Here is an 18,114-nt window from a genome sequence, read left to right as displayed (position 1 = left end):
TCATATGACTGCTGAAAACGAAAATAATCTATTGCAAATGAGCAGCATTGCACAAAACCAGCTTGGAAAAGTCGAAATTGCTCCTGAAGTAATCGAAGTTATTGCTGGTATTGCTGCATCAGAAGTAGATGGCATCGCTCAGATGAGAGGGAATTTTGCATCAGGTGTTGCAGAGAGACTCGGAAAGAAAAATCATGGTAAAGGGATTAAAGTTGAACTTGCCGACGAAGGAATTGTACTCGATGTATACTGCACTGTGAAATTCGGTGCAGCGATTCCGGAAGTTGCACAGAAGCTTCAGGATAATATTCGCCAGACGCTCCTTAATATGACAGCGCTTGAAGCAGATGAAGTGAATATTCACGTTGTGGGCATCCAATTTGAATCAGCAAAGGCTGAAGAAGACGATAAAGAATAACAGTGGGCAACAGCTTAAAAGCTGTTGTCTTTTTCTATGTACATCATGTAAGCGTATACGTTGATCAATTTTTCATAATTCCTGTTATGAAGAGTTAGTAGGAAGCTTCGTTTTATGCTATGATCTTTTTATGACATGGAATTTATGCAAATAGAGAAGGAGTTAAACCTGAAATGAAAAGAAGAACGGCCAGAGAGAAAGCGCTGCAGGCGTTGTTCCAGATGGAAATGAATGAAATGACGCCGGAGACAGCGATTGACAATATTCTGGAAGATGAAAAGCACGATGATTATTTAACTGACCTGGTAGAAGGTGTAAGCGGCCACCTTTCTGAAATTGATCAGGTCATACAGAACCACCTTGAAAAATGGAAGATCGAGCGCCTTGCAAGAGTAGACCGCAACATTTTAAGAGTTGCGCTGTATGAGCTTTTATACAAAAAAGATGATGTGCCTCATAATGTAGTTCTGAATGAAGCGGTTGAAATTTCAAAGCGTTTCGGTGATGAAAAATCAAGTAAATTCGTGAATGGACTTCTGTCGAAGGTAGTATCTAACTTACATTCACGTGATTGAATCACGGGAGGAAATTTGAATGTCAGCTGAAATAATTGATGGTAAAAAAATTGCTCAAGAGATGAGAGAGCAGCTGAAACAAAGAATTGAACAATTGAAGCATGTAAAGCCCGGACTAGCAGTTGTTTTAATCGGGGACAATCAGGCGTCAAAAACATATGTCTCCATGAAGCAGAAAGCGTGTGAAAATCTCGGTATTTACTCTAAGCTGATTAAATTGGCTGACACAGTGAAGGAATCAGAACTTCTTGATATTATTCAGGAGCTGAATGAAGATCAGGCGATTCACGGAATTTTGGTTCAATTGCCGCTTCCAGACCATATCAGTGAAACATCAGTAATTGAAGCGATTCACCCCTCAAAGGATGTCGATGGTTTCCATCCGATCAATATTGGAAGACTGCAGACAGGCGGGGAAGCATTTTATCCGTGCACACCAAATGGCATTATGAAAATGCTTGAATTCCATGGGATTGATCCTAAAGGAAAACATGCAGTCGTGGTTGGCAGAAGCAATATCGTCGGAAAGCCTATGGGACAGCTTTTACTTAATGAGAGCGCAACGGTAACCTATTGCCATTCCAAAACATCAGATCTGAAAACATATACAAAACAGGCGGATATTTTAATTGCTGCAGTTGGTATTCGTAATATAATAACCGCTGATCATATTAAAAAAGGCGGAGTTGTCATAGATGTTGGTATGAATCGTGATGATAACGGGAAATTGTGTGGAGATGTTGATTTTGAGCAATGCAGGGGCAAATCTTCAGCGATCACACCGGTTCCGGGAGGCGTAGGTCCTATGACCATTACAATGCTGCTATTTAATACAGTTGAATCAGCTGAGCGTTTTTCAAGATAACATAAAGTATCAGCTTGGCGGTTCCGAAAAAGTATTTCGGAGCCGCTTTTGCACATTTAGGAGTGTTAAAATGTCCACGTCAAGATACTTAACGGTCAGTGCACTGACTAAATACATAAAAAGAAAGTTTGATGCTGATCCGCATTTGTCTGGTGTATTGATTAAAGGTGAAATTTCAAACCTCAAACAGCCTTCAAGTGGCCACATCTATTTCACATTAAAAGATCAGAAAACCAGAATCAGTGCAGTTATGTTTTCATCTGCTGCAGGATCACTTAAGTTTAAGCCTGAAAACGGCATGGAAGTTATGCTTCAGTCGGACGTATCAGTATTTGAATCAAGCGGACAATATCAGCTCTATGTGAAAAAAATGGAGCCTGACGGCGTCGGGGCCCTATACCTCGCATATGAGCAGCTAAAAGAAAAACTCCAAAAGGAAGGTCTATTTGATCAAAGTAGAAAAAGATCACTGCCTCCCTACCCCGAAAATATCGGTGTTATTACTTCTCCTTCAGGTGCAGTTATTAAAGATATCATGACAACAGCTCAAAGGAGATATCCGATTGCCTCTATCCGTTTGTATCCATGCTCCGTTCAGGGTGAAAACGCTGTACCCTCTATCTTAAAGGCGCTCAAAACAGCAGCAGCTGATTCTTCCTTAGACCTTTTGATCATCGGTCGGGGGGGAGGATCAATTGAAGAATTGTGGGCTTTTAATGATGAACAGGTTGCGAGAGAAATTGTTTCATTTCCTGTGCCGGTTATCTCAGCTGTAGGACATGAAACAGATGTTACAATTGCTGACTTCGCTGCGGATTTGCGTGCACCAACGCCAACTGCTGCAGCTGAGATCGCAGTGCCCCATATAGAAGAAGTAAGAGAGCGTATCATGAGTATGGAGGTAAGGGCTCACAGAGCAGTTACTCAACAGCTTCATTATAAAAAGCAGCAACTGAAAAAGCAGACAGATTCAATCGTTTTCAGAAAGCCGGAGAAGATGATTGAACCACATGCCCAGCATTTGGACAGACTGAATGAAAGACTGTACAGAGAAAGTGCAATGATAATTCAAAAGGCTGAAATAAAACGGGAAAGAATACACGAAAAACTGATCAGGCTTAATCCGGTCAATCAAATCGAACGCAAGAAAAATAATCTTGACCGTTTAATGGACAGGCTTGAAAACTCTACAGCAAAAAAGGTGAATTCAGGCAGAACGAGGTTTATCCAGTCTACAGCATCACTTGAAGCACTCAGCCCATTGAAAATTATGAATAGAGGCTATTCCTTAGTTTTTAATGAGTCGAATGAGCTTATTAAAAGTAGCAGTCAGGTTGAGACTGGAGATAAAATCAAGGTATCACTTCAAACAGCAGATTTAATCTGTTCAGTGGACAAAAAAGTGGAGCGTGATCAAGATGGCAAAAAATGAAAAATATTCATTTGAAGAAGCAATGGAAGGTCTGGAAGAAATCGTAGCAAAACTGGAAGAGGGAGATGTACCTCTAGAAGAAGCAATTGATTACTATAAAAAAGGTGTAGAACTCTCAAAACTGTGTCATGAAAAACTGCAAAGTGCAGAAAAACAGCTTGCAGTGATGATGACTGAAGATGGCGAAACTCCAATTGATCCGGAGGAGTTGTCTGAATGAATGCACTGGGACATTTTACAAGCCTTCAAAAAAGCAGGGTCGAGGAGGAATTGTTCATTGCCGTTCATTCTCTTGAAGCCCCTGAATCATTGAAGGAATCAATGCTGTATTCTTTAAAAGCTGGTGGGAAAAGAATCCGCCCGCTGTTGCTGCTTGCTGTAATGGAAACGTTCGGAGAGAGTACGGATGAAGGGCTTAAAACTGCCGCAGCACTTGAAATGATTCACACGTATTCACTGATTCATGACGATCTTCCGAGTATGGATGACGATGATCTGAGAAGAGGAATGCCGACAAATCACAAGGTGTTTGGAGAAGCAGTTGCGATTCTTTCAGGGGATGCATTGCTGACAAAAAGCTTTGAACTGATAGCTGATTCTACCTTTGATAACCAATCTAAGATCAGGATTATTTCAATGCTTGCAAAAGCAGCAGGTGCTGAAGGGATGGTAGGCGGCCAGATTGCTGATATTGAAGGTGAAAATACAGCTTTATCACTTGAACAGCTTGAATCTGTACACAGAAGAAAAACTGGCAGACTGCTTGAATTCGCGGCAGTAGCAGGTGGTGTAATCAGTGGACTTGATGAAGCCGAACTGAATAAACTGCGTCTTTTTGCTGAGCACATCGGACTCGCGTTTCAGATTAGAGACGATATATTAGATATTGAAGGTAACGAAATAGAAATAGGCAAGCCTGTCGGGAGTGATGAAGAAAGACATAAGAGTACTTACCCGGCAATACTAGGTATGGAGAAAGCGAAGCAGAAGTTAAATGATCACCTTATACAGGCAAGAGAATTGCTTTTTGAACTTCATCATGAACCTGCACTGCTTCTCGAGTTAACTGATTTAATCGGCAGCCGGAAAAACTGAGTTTCTCACAAGACATGAGAAAAATGAATATGTTATACTTCCCTCAATGGGTGGTGCAGTATTCTAGTCAGTCCGCCGTTTCCGAAGGTGGGCCTAAAAATCCACTAAAGGGCATATCGATGAAGTTCCTGGTTTAGGCTTGAGGCGCCCAGCTTTGGGCTTTTTCTGGGAGTAAGGTTTGCGGGCGATCCACAATGGCATGTGGGCGATGACCCGCTTATCGCGGAGGCTTTCATTCACAGCTGGCATAAAGCATATGCAGGTGAATGATTGTATAACCCTGTGGAAGTGATGACAATCAGCCGCAGCGTAGCCTGCCTTGAGTGGAAGGTGAGGGGATTATGGTTACAGAGAACACATTAGTTGGCCATTAATATGTTCTTTTCAGTCCGTATGAAATCCCTTCTGCAAAAGAGGATAAGGAATCAGGATCAGGGCTGCCGGGGAAATCCCCTAGACTGTTCGCATACGTGTTCAGAGGATTAGAGTGCGGACTAAGTGGTAATCCAGTCCGGCAGCGGGAAACCCTGCTGAATTCGGTATAATGGGAAACCGCCAGTATGGCAACAGCTGGTGTCGAATTGGGAAAACCTACTGGACCTAAGCCGTAATGTTAACTCTGATCATGACCACCCCCTTTATTTTTGTTAGGTGTGATATAAAGTGAAAAGCTTCTTACATAAAACAATAAAGTGGAGTGTTACGATAGCCGTTATCACAGGAGTGTTAGCGGCTATTTTTTCACTTCTTTCGACAAGTATACTTAATCAGGTAAACTGGACTATAGGACTCATTGTCGTATTAATGATTGTAATAATTGGAGTCTTCTTTGACATGCTTGGAATCGCAGCTGCTGCAGGTGAAGAAAAGCCTTTTCACGCAATGGCTGCTAAAAAAGTCTATGGCGCAAAGCACGCTATCAGAATCGTCAGAAACGCAGACCGTTTTGCAAGTTTCTGTAACGATGTAATAGGGGATATAGCAGGTATAATCAGTGGAGCGGCAGCAGCCATTGTAATTATACAGCTGGCAAATGAGCTTCAGCTTGGTCAGGGGTCCCTGATAGAGAGTTCAATCAATATTGGTCTGACAGGTCTGATTGCAGCGCTGACGGTTGGTGGTAAGGCAATGGGGAAGTCCCTTGCGATCACTTTTTCCAGAGATATCATATTCAGGGTAGGAAAAACCCTACAATTTCTTGAGGAAAAACTACACATTGTTATAATTAAAGATACAAAGAAAACGAAATAGAATTTAATCTGGGGATCAGCGGACTTGATAGTTTAAAGTCTCTCATCCCCTTGGAGAAAGTGAGTGATCCGGGTGGAGATAAATCAAATTAAAGACCCTGGTTTTCTAAAAGACCTGAACAAAGAACAGTTAATTGAATTAAGTGAAGAAATCCGTACATTTCTGATCGGTAAATTATCAGCAACAGGGGGTCATATTGGTCCAAATCTTGGTGTTGTCGAATTAACACTGGCTCTTCATAAACACTTTGACAGTCCTGCTGACAAGTTTCTATGGGATGTTGGGCACCAGTCTTATGTTCACAAAATTCTTACAGGCCGTGCTGACCAGTTTGATACGCTCAGACAATATAAAGGGCTGTGCGGATTTCCAAAGATGATTGAAAGTGAGCATGATGTCTGGGAAACAGGACACAGTTCTACCTCACTATCAGCTGCAATGGGTATGGCGATTGCACGTGATATTAAAGGAGACAGCAATTTTGTAGTACCGATCATTGGTGACGGGGCATTAACAGGTGGAATGGCACTTGAAGCACTAAACCATATTGGACATGAAAAAAAGGATATGATCGTTGTCTTAAATGACAATGAGATGTCTATTGCGCCTAACGTTGGTGCACTGCATAGTGTACTTGGCCGGATGAGAACAGCGGGGAAATACAATAAAGCAAAAGATGATCTGGAATACCTGATTAAAAAGGTTCCGGCGGTTGGCGGCAGACTTGCTTCGGCTGCTGAGCGGGTAAAAGACAGTCTGAAATATCTGCTCGTGTCAGGTATGTTCTTTGAAGAGCTGGGCTTTACTTACCTGGGTCCGGTTGATGGACATAATTTTGATGAGCTTGATGAAAATATCAGATACGCCAAGAAAACACAAGGCCCTGTAATCCTGCATGTTATCACTAAAAAAGGTAAAGGCTTTCACCCTGCAGAAAACGATACAATCGGAACCTGGCACGGGACAGGCCCTTATAAAATTGATACAGGAGATTTAATCAAATCATCTGCTAAAGCTCCGGGCTGGAGTGCACTTGTTGCAGAAACAGTGCGAAAAGAAGCAAGAACTGATCAGCGGATTGTGGCTGTAACTCCTGCCATGCCGGTTGGCTCAAAGCTAGAAGGTTTTGCAAGTGAGTTCCCTGACAGAATGTTTGATGTCGGAATTGCTGAGCAGCACGCTACAACGTTGTCAGCAGGACTTGCAACGCAGAATATGAAGCCGTTTCTTGCAATTTACTCAACGTTCCTGCAGCGGGCTTATGATCAGGTCGTGCATGACATCTGCCGTCAGAACCTGAACGTATTTATTGGTGTAGACCGTGCAGGGCTCGTTGGCGCTGATGGAGAAACGCACCAGGGAGTCTTTGATATTGCTTTCCTCAGAAGCCTTCCGAATATGGTTGTGATGATGCCGAAGGATGAAAACGAAGGCCAGCATATGGTTCATACAGCATTAGCATATGATGATGGACCGATTGCGATGAGATATCCGAGAGGGAACGGCCTTGGTGTACCGATGGATGAGACACTGCAGCAAATTCCGATTGGCAGCTGGGAAGTACTGAGAGAAGGAAATGATGCAGCAATTCTGACGTTTGGTACTACAATATCAATGGCGCTTGCAGCAGCAGAGCAGTTGGAAGAAGAAGGGATCTCGGTGCGGGTGATCAATGCAAGATTCATTAAGCCTCTTGATGAAGCTATGCTGAAAGATTTACTTGCACTGAACATTCCAATCCTGACAATTGAAGAAGCAGTGCTGCAGGGTGGATTCGGCAGTGCAGTACTTGAGTTTGCTCATGATCAGCAGATTTCACACGCTAAAATTGAGCGTATGGGCATTCCGGATCAATTTATCGAGCATGGAAATGTTGATCAGCTGTTAGAGGAAATAGATCTTACATCCGAACAGGCTGTCAAGGTCATCAGATCAATCGTTCCAATGAAGGAGAAAAGAGCCTGAGCATGAAAATTAAAAAACAGAGAGTCGACATTCTGCTTGTAGATCAGGGACTGGCAGAAACGCGTGAAAAAGCAAAAAGATCCGTGATGGCGGGACTTGTTTTTCACAATGAGACCAGACTTGATAAGCCTGGGGAAAAAATTCCTGAGGATGCAGTGCTGACTGTAAAGGGTAAAGTAATGCCTTATGTTAGCCGCGGTGGATTAAAGCTTGAAAAAGCCCTGAAGGAATTTGATATAGACGTACAGGGAAAATGTATGATAGATGTTGGATCTTCTACGGGAGGATTTACTGATTGTGCACTGCAAAATGGTGCGAGACAGTCTTACGCAGTAGACGTCGGTTATAATCAGCTTGCCTGGAAGCTAAGGCAGGATCCTCGTGTCATTGTAATGGAAAGAACGAATTTCAGGTATTTGACTCCTGAAGATCTAAAAGAAGGGTTGCCTGATTTTGCATCTATTGATGTATCGTTTATTTCATTGAGAATTATCCTGCCTGTTTTAAGAACATTATTAAAGCCTGGAAGTGATGTACTTGCGCTTGTGAAGCCTCAATTTGAAGCTGGCCGTGAGCAGGTAGGGAAAAAGGGAATCGTTAGAGATAAAAAAGTACATCTTGAAGTAGTCAATAAAATTTCTGTATTCGCATTAGAGTCTGGATATGATGTACTCGCAGCTTCCTATTCGCCGATCACAGGCGGGGATGGGAACATCGAATTTCTTTTTCATCTCCGCACAACTGAATCTGATACCGGAAAGGTTGCTGAACGTGTTGTAATGGAAGATGTTGTGTCAGAAGCTCACATGAGTTTAAAGAATGTAAAAGTGGAGGATAGCCTGTAGGCTGTCCTTTATTTTTTGTCTAATACACAAGAATTAAGGAGCCTGTACCACTCACCTTAGTGTACAAAATGGAAAATGTACGTTAAGATAACTGTATATTTGAGCATAAATATTCATATAGACGGAGTGAAAACATGATAAATAAAGGACAAAGACATATTAAAATCAGGGAAATCATCGTAAATAATGACATTGAAACTCAAGATGAGCTTGTAGATGAGTTGAAAAATGCAGGATTTCCTGTAACGCAGGCTACAATCTCAAGGGATATAAAAGAATTACACTTAGTGAAAGTGCCTTTACATGATGGCAGATACAAATATTCACTGCCTGCTGACCAGCGGTTTAATCCACTTCAGAAATTAAAAAGAACATTGACAGATGCTTTTGTCAGAATTGATGGTGCCGGTCATTTACTTGTAATGAAAACTTTACCTGGTAATGCAAATGCCATCGGTGCATTAATTGATAATCTGGACTGGGATGAGATACTCGGCACAATCTGTGGTGATGATACATGTTTAATTATATGCAGATCTGAAGATGAAGCCGGAGTAATTTCAAAGCGTTTTATTGATATGCTTTAAACAGGGGTGATATTGTTTGTTACAGGACTTATCGATACGAAATTTTGCGATTATAGATGAACTTTCTTTATCATTAGAAGATGGCCTCACTGTATTGACCGGGGAAACCGGTGCGGGAAAATCAATTATTATTGATGCTGTCCAGCTGCTTGTCGGTGCAAGGGGATCAGCTGAATTTGTCAGGCACGGTGAAAAAAAAGCTGAAATCGAAGGTGTGTTTTCTGCACCTGCAGGACACCCGGTATTCAATAAGTGTCAGGAATTCGGAATCGAAATAGAAGATGAGATGGTTCTTTTAAAAAGAGATATTTCCTCTTCAGGTAAAAGCTCCTGCCGGATTAACGGAAAGCTTGTTACAATTTCTATTTTAAGAGAAGTTGGCGGAGCTCTGATTGATATTCATGGACAGCATGAAAGTCAGGAGCTGATGGATGAATCAGCACATATTCATTTACTCGACCAGTTTGGTGCAGAAGAAATCAGTGAAGCTAAAAAGAATTATCAGGAAGTGTACACTGTGTATGCTGATCTGAAAAAGCAAATCAGGTCACTATCTGAAAATGATCAGCAAATGGCTCATAGACTTGATTTGATCCAGTTTCAGTATAAGGAAATTCAGGATGCTGACTTATCACTTAATGAAGATGAAGAATTGATGGAAGAAAGAATCAGGCTCTCGAACTTTGAAAAGCTTTATGAGTCACTTCAGACAGCCTATGAAGCGCTTCAGGGAGAGCAGCGCGGTCTTGATTGGACCGGTCTTGCAATGTCCAATATGGAGCATGCTGCAGATATTGATCAGGATTTAAAGCAGATCAGTGATACAATCAGCAGTCAGTTTTATTTACTCGAGGATTCAGCAAGAGAGATCAGACAGCATCTCGACAGTCTGGAATTTGATCCTGAAAGACTCCAGATGATAGAAGACAGGCTGAATGAAATCAACCAGTTGAAACGCAAATATGGCTCTTCTATTGAAGAGATCATGGAATACTTCTCAGGGATCGAGGAAGAAATTGAAGCAATTACCAATAAAGATTCGTCTCTTGAAGAGTTGAAAATGAAACTTGAATCCATAAAGAAGGATTTATCTGTTGAAGCGGAACATTTATCTGCTCTCAGAAGAAAATGGGCAGAAATTTTAACAGATGCAATCCATGGTGAATTAAAAGCACTATATATGGATAAAGCTGTATTTAATGTGCATTTCGCTGAACAAAAGCCTGAAGCTTATAAACCCAACGGTACTGATGAGATCGAATTTTACATCTCAACCAACCCTGGTGAACCGCTTAAACCACTAATTAAAGTAGCTTCCGGTGGAGAAATTTCGAGAATGATGCTGGCACTTAAAACGATTTTTTCGCAGCATCAGGGAATTACTTCTATTATTTTTGACGAAGTCGATACCGGCGTAAGTGGTAGGGTTGCTCAGGCAATCGCTGAGAAAATCTATTCCATCTCCGCTCATTCTCAGGTGCTGTGTATTTCCCATCTGCCACAGGTAGCTGCGATCAGTGATCGTCATTTATTTATTTCTAAAGAAGTTAAAAATGACCGGACTCATACCAGTGTCAGTTCGCTTGCCAAAGAGGACAGAGTAAAAGAAATCAGCAGAATGATTTCCGGCGTTGAGATTACTGATTTAACAATCAGCCATGCAGAAGAACTCATAAATTTAGCGCATACAATTAAAAAATCTGCTGTGTAAAAGCTATCCATTAACGGATAGCTTTTTTCGTACGATTGACTGATATTTTTCCTCTTTTCGCTCAAATTATAACTAGTGGAGAGGAGGGAAGTAAATGATCAAAAAGCTGATTCTTGCCGTTTTAATGATCAGTTCTGTTACATCGCAATATTGTGCAGCGGTCGAATTGATACCAGGCGGTCAGTCGATTGGAATTGTTCTTGAAACAAATGGCGTATTAGTGACAGGCTTTTATGCACCTGCAAATGAAATATCTCCGTCAGAGCGTGCTGGAATTAAAATTGGAGACAGAATCAGCAGTGTAGATGGTACAAAAATCCACACAGTAGAAGAATTAAACAGCGCAGTTAATCAGGCTGAACCGGAAAAAACCATCAGGCTTGAAGTCATCAGAAATGAGAGTATTATGACTAAAAATGTAAAGCTGATTAAAAACGAAAAGGGTCAGTCGCAATTGGGTTTCTTTGCAAAACATGAAATATTCGGGGTCGGAACGCTGACTTATATACATCCTGAGACACTTCGTTTTGGTGCGCTCGGTCATGTTGTATCTGAACAGCATACAAAGCTGCCTGTTGAAATGAAATCAGGGCATATTAAATCAGCCGACATCAGAGATATACAAAAAAGCAGGGCGGGTAACCCGGGTGGTAAAATTGCATTTTTTGACGACAAGACTAGCATGCTCGGTGAGATAAAAAAGAATGCATCAACAGGTATATTTGGCGAATTATTTGAACGGGTAAATAATGAAAAGTACCAACAGGCATTGAGTACTGCCGAAAAGCAAGAAGTACGTGAAGGTAAAGCTGAAATACTGACGGTGTTACATGGGCAGAAAGTGGAATCATTTCAAATCGAAATTCTTGAAACAGGCGTTACGCTCCCAAGTGGAGAAAAAGGAATGAAGATCCGTCTCACAGACACAAAATTAATTGAGAAGACTGGCGGGATTATTCAGGGGATGAGTGGAAGTCCGATTATCCAGAACAAACAAATCATCGGTGCAGTTTCACACGTATTAATTCATCAGCCCAATGAAGGTTACGCGCTTTATATAGAAGATATGTTAAAGGAACAGGCCTCATAGCCTGTTTCTTCTTTGTGTAAAATGGAGGAGTAGTTGGTGAGGCGGGGGTTCCGTGATACACTATACATACATTCGACAATATGTCAGTTATTGTTGAAATATATCGAAAAAAAGAGCATTCGTGAGTATTTAAAAGAAAACTTGTTAATTTATAAAAAAAGTCTTACAATGAAAAGGGAATTGATTCCGCATGTCGAATATATTGAGTGAGAAATCATGATGGGGAGGAATTTTAGTGGATAAGATGAAGGTTTGTATTATTGATGATAATCGGGAGTTGGTATCAACTTTAGAAACATTTATTAACAGTCAGCCAGATATGGAAGTTACAGGTACTGCATTTAATGGACAGGAATTTCTGGATATGATTGAAGAGACAGCTGTGGATGTGTGTCTGCTCGATATCATTATGCCTCATATTGATGGGCTGAATGCGCTTGAAAAAATGAAAGAACTGGATCTTGAGAAAAACCCCCACGTGATCATGCTTACTGCTTTTGGTCAGGAAGATGTTACAAGCAAAGCGCTTGAGCTTGGCGCTTCATATTTTATTCTGAAACCGTTCGACATGGACAATCTGCTTCAGGTCATCCGCCAGGTGATGGGTAAAAAAGACCGCCCTGTATTCAGTAGTACAAAGCGGGAGAAAAATAAAAAACCGAATCTCGACGCCAGTATTACGAGTGTGATTCATGAGATAGGTGTACCTGCTCACATAAAAGGGTACATGTACCTGAGAGAGGCGATTTCAATGGTGTACCACGATATTGAGCTTCTCGGATCAATTACAAAAATACTGTATCCTGATATTGCAAAGAAATTTAATACAACTTCATCCCGCGTCGAAAGAGCCATCAGGCATGCGATTGAAGTTGCGTGGAATCGCGGAAATGTCGATGCCATTACAAATATGTTCGGATATACGGTCTCCGCAGCTAAGTCGAAGCCGACGAACAGTGAATTTATTGCAATGGTCGCTGATAAGCTGAGACTTGAGCATAAAGCAAGCTGAAATAATCATTCGGGACGCCAGTATTCAAACTGGCGTTTTTTTTATCAAATAAATGATTTGTCTGGATGTGATAAACGTGTCAAAGGTATTTGCCCATAGAGGAAGCTCGCTGAATTATCCTGAGAATACAATGCTTGCTTTTAAGAAAGCTGAGAAAACAGGCTGCTATGGAATTGAATTGGATCTTCACATGTCGAAGGACGGCTACCTTGTCGTGATTCATGATGAAACCGTTAATAGGACGACTAACGGAAGAGGGTATGTAAAAGATTTAACAAAGAAAGAACTAAAAAAACTTTCGATAAAAAGAAAATGGTTTAAAAATGAAAAAATACCGATCCTAGATGAGGTGCTCGAGTGGGCATCGAAAACGGACCTGATCATAAATATCGAACTTAAAAATGATAAAATTTATTATGAGGGTCAGGAAGAGGCAGTTGTGCAAAAAGTTGCAGAATATGGTCTTGAGAATAGAGTGATATATTCCACATTTAATCATGTGAGTGTTAAAAAGCTCAAACAAGTTACTGCATCTGAAGTAGCAGCATTATATTCAAAAAAAGGAACTAATCCTCTTCTGCTTGTCAGGTCCACAGGAGCTGATGCGATCCATGCGAATCATCGTGTGATGACTGAAAGTTTGATGAAGGATTGTCAGCAGCATGGAATACCTGTTAGGTTGTATACGCTAAACAAACCCTCGATCATCAGTAAATGGATACGTGCCGACCTTGCAGGAATTATTACAGACGATCCGGAACTTGCGGAAAAAATACTAAAAGAAAAGCAGTGACTGCCTCAAGCGGCAGTCACTGCTTTTTTTTGACGAAACGCTGCTGAACTTTATTTTTCTTACGGTCCCTGTGCAACAAAAATCCTCCGATAAAGCTTAATCCTGCAAAAAACATAATTAATCCTAAAAAGAATTGAAGTGCTAATGAAGGAAGCCATGAAACCTGAAGCCCAAAAAACATATCCCTCATTAATTTAATCCCGTAAGCAGCTATTACACCAGGGATTAAAAGGATAATTAAAGCGATCATACGTGCCATATTCTAACTCCTTAATACAATCATTATGTACAAACTATGCTATGTATAAAAAACATTGTCAAGGAAAGGGCTTTCATGTACAATGTAGGAGGTTGCAAGATATTGCGTGATATTAAAGGAAGGATGAAATATATTGCAAAAAGTGCTGATTGTCGGAGCTGGGCGCGGAGGTGTCGCCTTGCTGCAAGTGATGGCCGAAAGTGATGCTTTTCAGGTGTATGCAGTAGTCGATCACGATCCGCAGGCACCGGGTCTTACTTTGGCACAGTCAATGGATATTGAAACCGGACAGGACTGGAGAAAGTATTTAACTGATCAGACGGATATTATTATCGATGTTACAGGTGATCAGGAAACTTTTAATCAGCTGAGGGAGGCCAGGTCACGAAAGACGGTTTTAATTCCCGGAAGTGTCGCTTCTCTGGTTTATCAGCTGCTAACTGAAAAAGAATCGCTCATTTCTCACCTTGAACATGATTCTTACATAAGAGAACTGGCAATGAATTCGACTCATGATGGCATGATCGGAATTGATTGTGATCACAGAATTATTTTGTTTAATGACAGAGCCGCAGAAATGATTGGAATTAATAAAGATAAAGCGTTGCATCAGTCGATCTACCAGGTTGTGCCGCTAAGTGGGCTGCCGAGAATTATCGAGACCGGGCGTGCTGAAAATAATCAGGAACTCATGCTCGATAATGGCATGAAAGTCGTTACAACAAGAATTCCGATGGTAAATGAAGCAGGAAAAGTGATCGGAGCATTCGCCGTTTTCAAAGACATTACTGAAGTCGTTAATCTGGCTGAGGAAATGACGAACCTGAAAGAAATTCAAACCATGCTTGAAGCTATTATTCAATCGAGTGATGACGCCATCTCAGTTGTGGATGAACAGGGCCGTGGATTGATGATCAACCCCGCATATACGCGATTGACCGGACTTACAGAGTCTGAAGTCATCAGCCAGCCTGCAGAAGCGGATATTTTCGAGGGTGAAAGTATGCATATGCAAGTTCTGAAAACGAGGCGCGCTGTGCGTGGAGTGAAGATGGTGGTCGGCCCTAACAGAAAAGAAGTTGCGGTAAATGTTGCGCCGATTATAGTGAATGGTCATCTGAAAGGAAGTGTGGGTGTCATACATGATTTGTCTGAAATCCAACAACTTACTTCAGAGCTAGATCGCGCAAGAAGAATTATCCGGTCACTTGAAGCAAAATATACTTTTGAAGATATACTCGGCAATTCAGATGAGATTTTACTTGTGACCGAGCAGGCAAAGGTTGCTTCAAAGACCAGTACGACTGTTCTGCTGCGCGGTGAACAGGGAAGCGGAAAAGAGTTATTTGCAAATGCGATCCATAATGGCAGCGACCGTAAGTATAATTCTTTTCACAGAGTGAACTGCGGAAGTATGCCGGCTGCATTTTTGCTGAATACCCTTTTTGGTACTGATTCAACTGAAGGTTTGTTAACACAAGCAGGTGAAGGGACTGTATTTCTTGATGAAATCGGTGAGCTGAGTCTTGAAGCGCAAAACAAACTGCTAGAAGCATTAAGGTCCAAACAGGTTAGTAAGCAGGGTGTTGATGAAATGCTCTCGTTCAAGGCGAGAGTGATTACTGCATCTCACATCAATCTTGAAAGAGCCATTGCAAAAGGTCAATTTTCAGAAGAGCTGTATTATTACTTATCACGATTAACTTTACAGCTGCCGCCTCTCAGAACGCATAAACAGGATATACCTGTTATCTGTGACCGGTTAATAATGAAGCTGAATCAATCGTTTGGAAGAACAGTAAAAGGTATTTCAAAATCTGCACTGGAACAGTTAACAGACTATGAGTGGCCGGGGAACGTAAGAGAGCTAGAGAATGTGCTGAGCAGAGCGATGATCTTTATGGATCAGAAAGAAGAGCTTATTGAACAAAAGCACCTGATCCCTCTGCAGAGTAAACAGACATTTAAACGTGAAATGAATGGTCCTTTAGCTGAACAGCTGGAGAACGTTGAAAAAGAAATCATAGAACAAATGCTGAGAAAGCATAACGGTAATAAAACTGCTACTGCAAAAGAGCTTGATATTTCAATTAGAAATCTGTACTACAAAATTGAGAAGTATCAGGTGGAGACTGAAAGGAGTGGGTAGTTTGGTATTTTTTGATGACATCATCAGAAAAGCAGAATCAACAACAGGCGCTACAGTTGCTGTAGCATCAGCTGAAGATTATGAAGTATTAAAAGCAGTTGGTATGGCTGTTGAAAAAAAGCTGGCAGACTTTATTCTTGTAGGTGACGAGGAAAAAATCAGAAAGCTGATTGATGAATCCTTTCCTGCACTGGATCAGAGTAATGTAAGGATCCTTCATGCAAGTAGTCCGCAGTCTGCTTCACTTGAGGCAGTTAAACTTGTCAGCTCAGGAGCTGCTGGCGTGTTGATGAAAGGGCATGTCGAAACAGCTGTTTTACTGAAAGCTGTTTTGAACAAAGAAGTCGGTCTTAGAACAGGTAATGTATTATCCCATGTGGCACTGTTTGAAGTTCCATCTATAGAAAGAAGTATTTTCGTGACAGATGCTGCGATGAACATTGCGCCTGATTTGAATCAAAAGGTTCAAATTATCCAAAATGCAGTCAGGATTGCAAATGGAGCAGGTGTTGAAAACCCTGCTGTTGCTCCGCTCGCAGCGGTTGAAACCGTTAATCCTGCCATGCAGGCAACGCTCGATGCAGCTGCGTTAACACAGATGAACCGCAGGGGTCAGATCACAGGCTGCATTGTAGATGGACCGCTGGCACTCGATAATGCAGTATCAGAAACTGCCGCAGGACATAAAGGGATTACAGGTCCCGCAGCTGGGAAAGCGGATATTCTGCTCGTACCATCAATCGAAGCGGGAAACATTTTATATAAATCACTCATGTATTTTGGTAATAGTAAAGTGGGTGCAGTCATCTCGGGTGCAAAAGCACCGATTGTCTTAACTTCAAGAGCTGACTCAGCAGAAAGTAAATTGTACTCACTGGCACTGGCAATTTGCACATCATATTAATTAGGGGGCATTAACGATGGAACTATTTACTTATATGGAGAAATATGATTATGAACAGCTGGTATTTTGCCAGGACAAAAATTCAGGGCTAAAAGCAATTATTGCAATTCATGATACGACACTTGGACCGGCACTGGGCGGAACAAGAATGTGGACATATGATTCAGAGGAAGATGCGATTGAAGATGCACTTCGCCTTGCAAAAGGGATGACGTATAAAAATGCTGCAGCTGGACTTAACCTCGGAGGCGGGAAAACAGTGATTATCGGAGATCCGCTAAAGGACAAAAACGATGAAATGTTCCGCGCGTTCGGCCGCTATATTCAGGGTCTTGCAGGCCGTTATATCACAGCTGAGGATGTCGGAACGACTGTAAAGGATATGGATCTGATTCATGAAGAAACTGACTATGTAACAGGTATTTCACCTGCATTCGGTTCATCAGGTAATCCATCACCGGTAACTGCTTATGGCGTATATCGCGGAATTAAAGCTGCGGCTAAAGAAGCCTACGGAAGTGACTCTCTTGAAGGTAAAACAATTGCAGTTCAGGGAGTTGGTAACGTAGCATTCACTCTTTGCCGTCACTTGCATGAAGAAGGGGCAAATCTGATCGTAACAGATATCAATAAAGAATCAGTTCAACGTGCAGTAGATGAATTTGGTGCGACAGCTGTTGAGCCAAATGAAATTTATGGTGTTGAATGTGATATCTTTGCACCATGTGCTCTTGGGGCGATTATCAATGACAATACGCTAGAGGTACTGAAGGCGGATGTGATTGCGGGTGCTGCTAATAACCAGCTCAAAGAAACAAGACATGGTGATATTTTGCATGAGCGCGGGATCGTTTATGCACCTGACTATGTGATCAACGCTGGAGGCGTAATCAACGTAGCTGACGAGTTATATGGATATAACCGTGAGCGTGCGATGAAAAACGTGGAAAAGGTATATGATAACTTAGCGCGTGTATTTGAAATTGCAAAACGAGATGGTGTACCAAGCTACCTTGCTGCTGACCGTATGGCAGAGGAGCGTATTGCCAGCATGGCGAAATCAAGAAGCCAGTTTTTACGCAGTGAACACAACATTTTAAGCAGAAGATCATAATTGAATATACCGGTGCACCTGACAATCAGGTGCACTGGTTTGTAAGTAT

18 protein-coding genes are annotated in these 18,114 nt (G+C 41.6%); 17 read left to right on the top strand and 1 reads right to left on the bottom strand.

The features are described 5' to 3' along the window. The first annotated feature begins 4 nt into the window (after positions 1-4). From DH10bf12_RS14025 to DH10bf12_RS13960, 14 genes are all read left to right on the top strand, one after another. Entirely contained in the window at positions 5-418 is a 414-nt protein-coding gene (locus DH10bf12_RS14025) for an Asp23/Gls24 family envelope stress response protein (RefSeq protein WP_404403724.1), read from the top strand. 173 nt (positions 419-591) lie between these two features. Beyond that, positions 592-993, top strand: coding sequence for a transcription antitermination factor NusB (gene nusB / locus DH10bf12_RS14020; protein WP_134380336.1), 402 nt, complete (start codon positions 592-594; stop codon positions 991-993). A gap of 19 nt (positions 994-1,012) precedes the next feature. Next, positions 1,013-1,858: a bifunctional methylenetetrahydrofolate dehydrogenase/methenyltetrahydrofolate cyclohydrolase FolD gene (folD, locus tag DH10bf12_RS14015; RefSeq protein WP_471735880.1), complete on the top strand. Its 846-nt coding sequence runs from the start codon at positions 1,013-1,015 to the stop codon at positions 1,856-1,858. 70 nt (positions 1,859-1,928) lie between these two features. Further along, a complete protein-coding gene (xseA, locus tag DH10bf12_RS14010; RefSeq protein WP_471735879.1) occupies positions 1,929-3,290 on the top strand; it encodes an exodeoxyribonuclease VII large subunit in 1,362 nt (453 codons plus the stop codon). Next, positions 3,268-3,510, top strand: coding sequence for an exodeoxyribonuclease VII small subunit (gene xseB, locus DH10bf12_RS14005; RefSeq protein ID WP_471735878.1), 243 nt, complete (start codon positions 3,268-3,270; stop codon positions 3,508-3,510). The genes xseA and xseB overlap by 23 nt, the downstream gene beginning before the upstream one ends. Next, positions 3,507-4,385: a polyprenyl synthetase family protein gene (locus tag DH10bf12_RS14000; RefSeq protein WP_471735877.1), complete on the top strand. Its 879-nt coding sequence runs from the start codon at positions 3,507-3,509 to the stop codon at positions 4,383-4,385. The genes xseB and DH10bf12_RS14000 overlap by 4 nt, the downstream gene beginning before the upstream one ends. Positions 4,386-5,048: 663 nt before the next feature. Further along, on the top strand, positions 5,049-5,636 hold the full coding sequence (locus tag DH10bf12_RS13995; RefSeq protein ID WP_471735876.1) for a hypothetical protein: 588 nt from the start codon (positions 5,049-5,051) through the stop codon (positions 5,634-5,636). 72 nt (positions 5,637-5,708) lie between these two features. Beyond that, positions 5,709-7,601, top strand: a complete 1,893-nt coding sequence (gene dxs, locus DH10bf12_RS13990) for a 1-deoxy-D-xylulose-5-phosphate synthase (RefSeq protein WP_471735875.1) — start codon at positions 5,709-5,711, stop codon at positions 7,599-7,601. Positions 7,602-7,603: 2 nt separating this feature from the next. Then, a complete protein-coding gene (locus tag DH10bf12_RS13985) occupies positions 7,604-8,446 on the top strand; it encodes a TlyA family RNA methyltransferase (protein WP_471735874.1) in 843 nt (280 codons plus the stop codon). A 137-nt stretch (positions 8,447-8,583) separates the two neighbouring features. Further along, a complete protein-coding gene (gene ahrC, locus DH10bf12_RS13980) occupies positions 8,584-9,033 on the top strand; it encodes a transcriptional regulator AhrC/ArgR (RefSeq protein WP_471738243.1) in 450 nt (149 codons plus the stop codon). 16 nt (positions 9,034-9,049) lie between these two features. Continuing rightward, positions 9,050-10,744: a DNA repair protein RecN gene (gene recN, locus DH10bf12_RS13975; protein WP_471735873.1), complete on the top strand. Its 1,695-nt coding sequence runs from the start codon at positions 9,050-9,052 to the stop codon at positions 10,742-10,744. Between the two features lie 94 nt (positions 10,745-10,838). After that, the gene (gene spoIVB, locus DH10bf12_RS13970) at positions 10,839-11,834 is read left to right on the top strand and encodes a SpoIVB peptidase (protein ID WP_471735872.1); all 996 of its coding nucleotides are present in this window, start codon (positions 10,839-10,841) and stop codon (positions 11,832-11,834) included. Between the two features lie 244 nt (positions 11,835-12,078). Continuing rightward, the gene (gene spo0A, locus DH10bf12_RS13965; RefSeq protein ID WP_471738242.1) at positions 12,079-12,846 is read left to right on the top strand and encodes a sporulation transcription factor Spo0A; all 768 of its coding nucleotides are present in this window, start codon (positions 12,079-12,081) and stop codon (positions 12,844-12,846) included. Between the two features lie 76 nt (positions 12,847-12,922). Continuing rightward, positions 12,923-13,639 (top strand): glycerophosphodiester phosphodiesterase, encoded by a 717-nt coding sequence (locus tag DH10bf12_RS13960; protein WP_471735871.1) that lies wholly within the window; start codon positions 12,923-12,925, stop codon positions 13,637-13,639. A 16-nt stretch (positions 13,640-13,655) separates the two neighbouring features. Here the strand turns inward: DH10bf12_RS13960 and DH10bf12_RS13955 are convergent, their stop codons facing one another. After that, positions 13,656-13,898, bottom strand: a complete 243-nt coding sequence (locus DH10bf12_RS13955) for a DUF2627 domain-containing protein (protein WP_471735870.1) — start codon at positions 13,896-13,898, stop codon at positions 13,656-13,658. Positions 13,899-14,031: 133 nt separating this feature from the next. On the opposite strand from DH10bf12_RS13955, the gene DH10bf12_RS13950 reads away from it, so the two are divergent. From DH10bf12_RS13950 to bcd, 3 genes are read left to right on the top strand one after another with little or no spacing between them, the layout of a single operon-like run. Further along, positions 14,032-16,047, top strand: a complete 2,016-nt coding sequence (locus tag DH10bf12_RS13950; RefSeq protein WP_471735869.1) for a sigma-54 interaction domain-containing protein — start codon at positions 14,032-14,034, stop codon at positions 16,045-16,047. A gap of 1 nt (position 16,048) precedes the next feature. Beyond that, positions 16,049-16,951, top strand: coding sequence for a phosphate butyryltransferase (gene yqiS / locus DH10bf12_RS13945; RefSeq protein WP_471735868.1), 903 nt, complete (start codon positions 16,049-16,051; stop codon positions 16,949-16,951). Positions 16,952-16,967: 16 nt separating this feature from the next. Next, positions 16,968-18,065 carry a branched-chain amino acid dehydrogenase gene (bcd, locus tag DH10bf12_RS13940; protein ID WP_471735867.1) on the top strand — a complete coding sequence of 366 codons (1,098 nt, stop codon included), beginning with the start codon at positions 16,968-16,970 and terminating at the stop codon, positions 18,063-18,065. Positions 18,066-18,114: the final 49 nt, after the last annotated feature.

Source organism: Jeotgalibacillus sp. 10bf12 (assembly GCF_055597105.1).
Note: the sequence above shows the minus strand (reverse complement) of the source record. Positions and strands in the feature narration are given on the sequence as shown.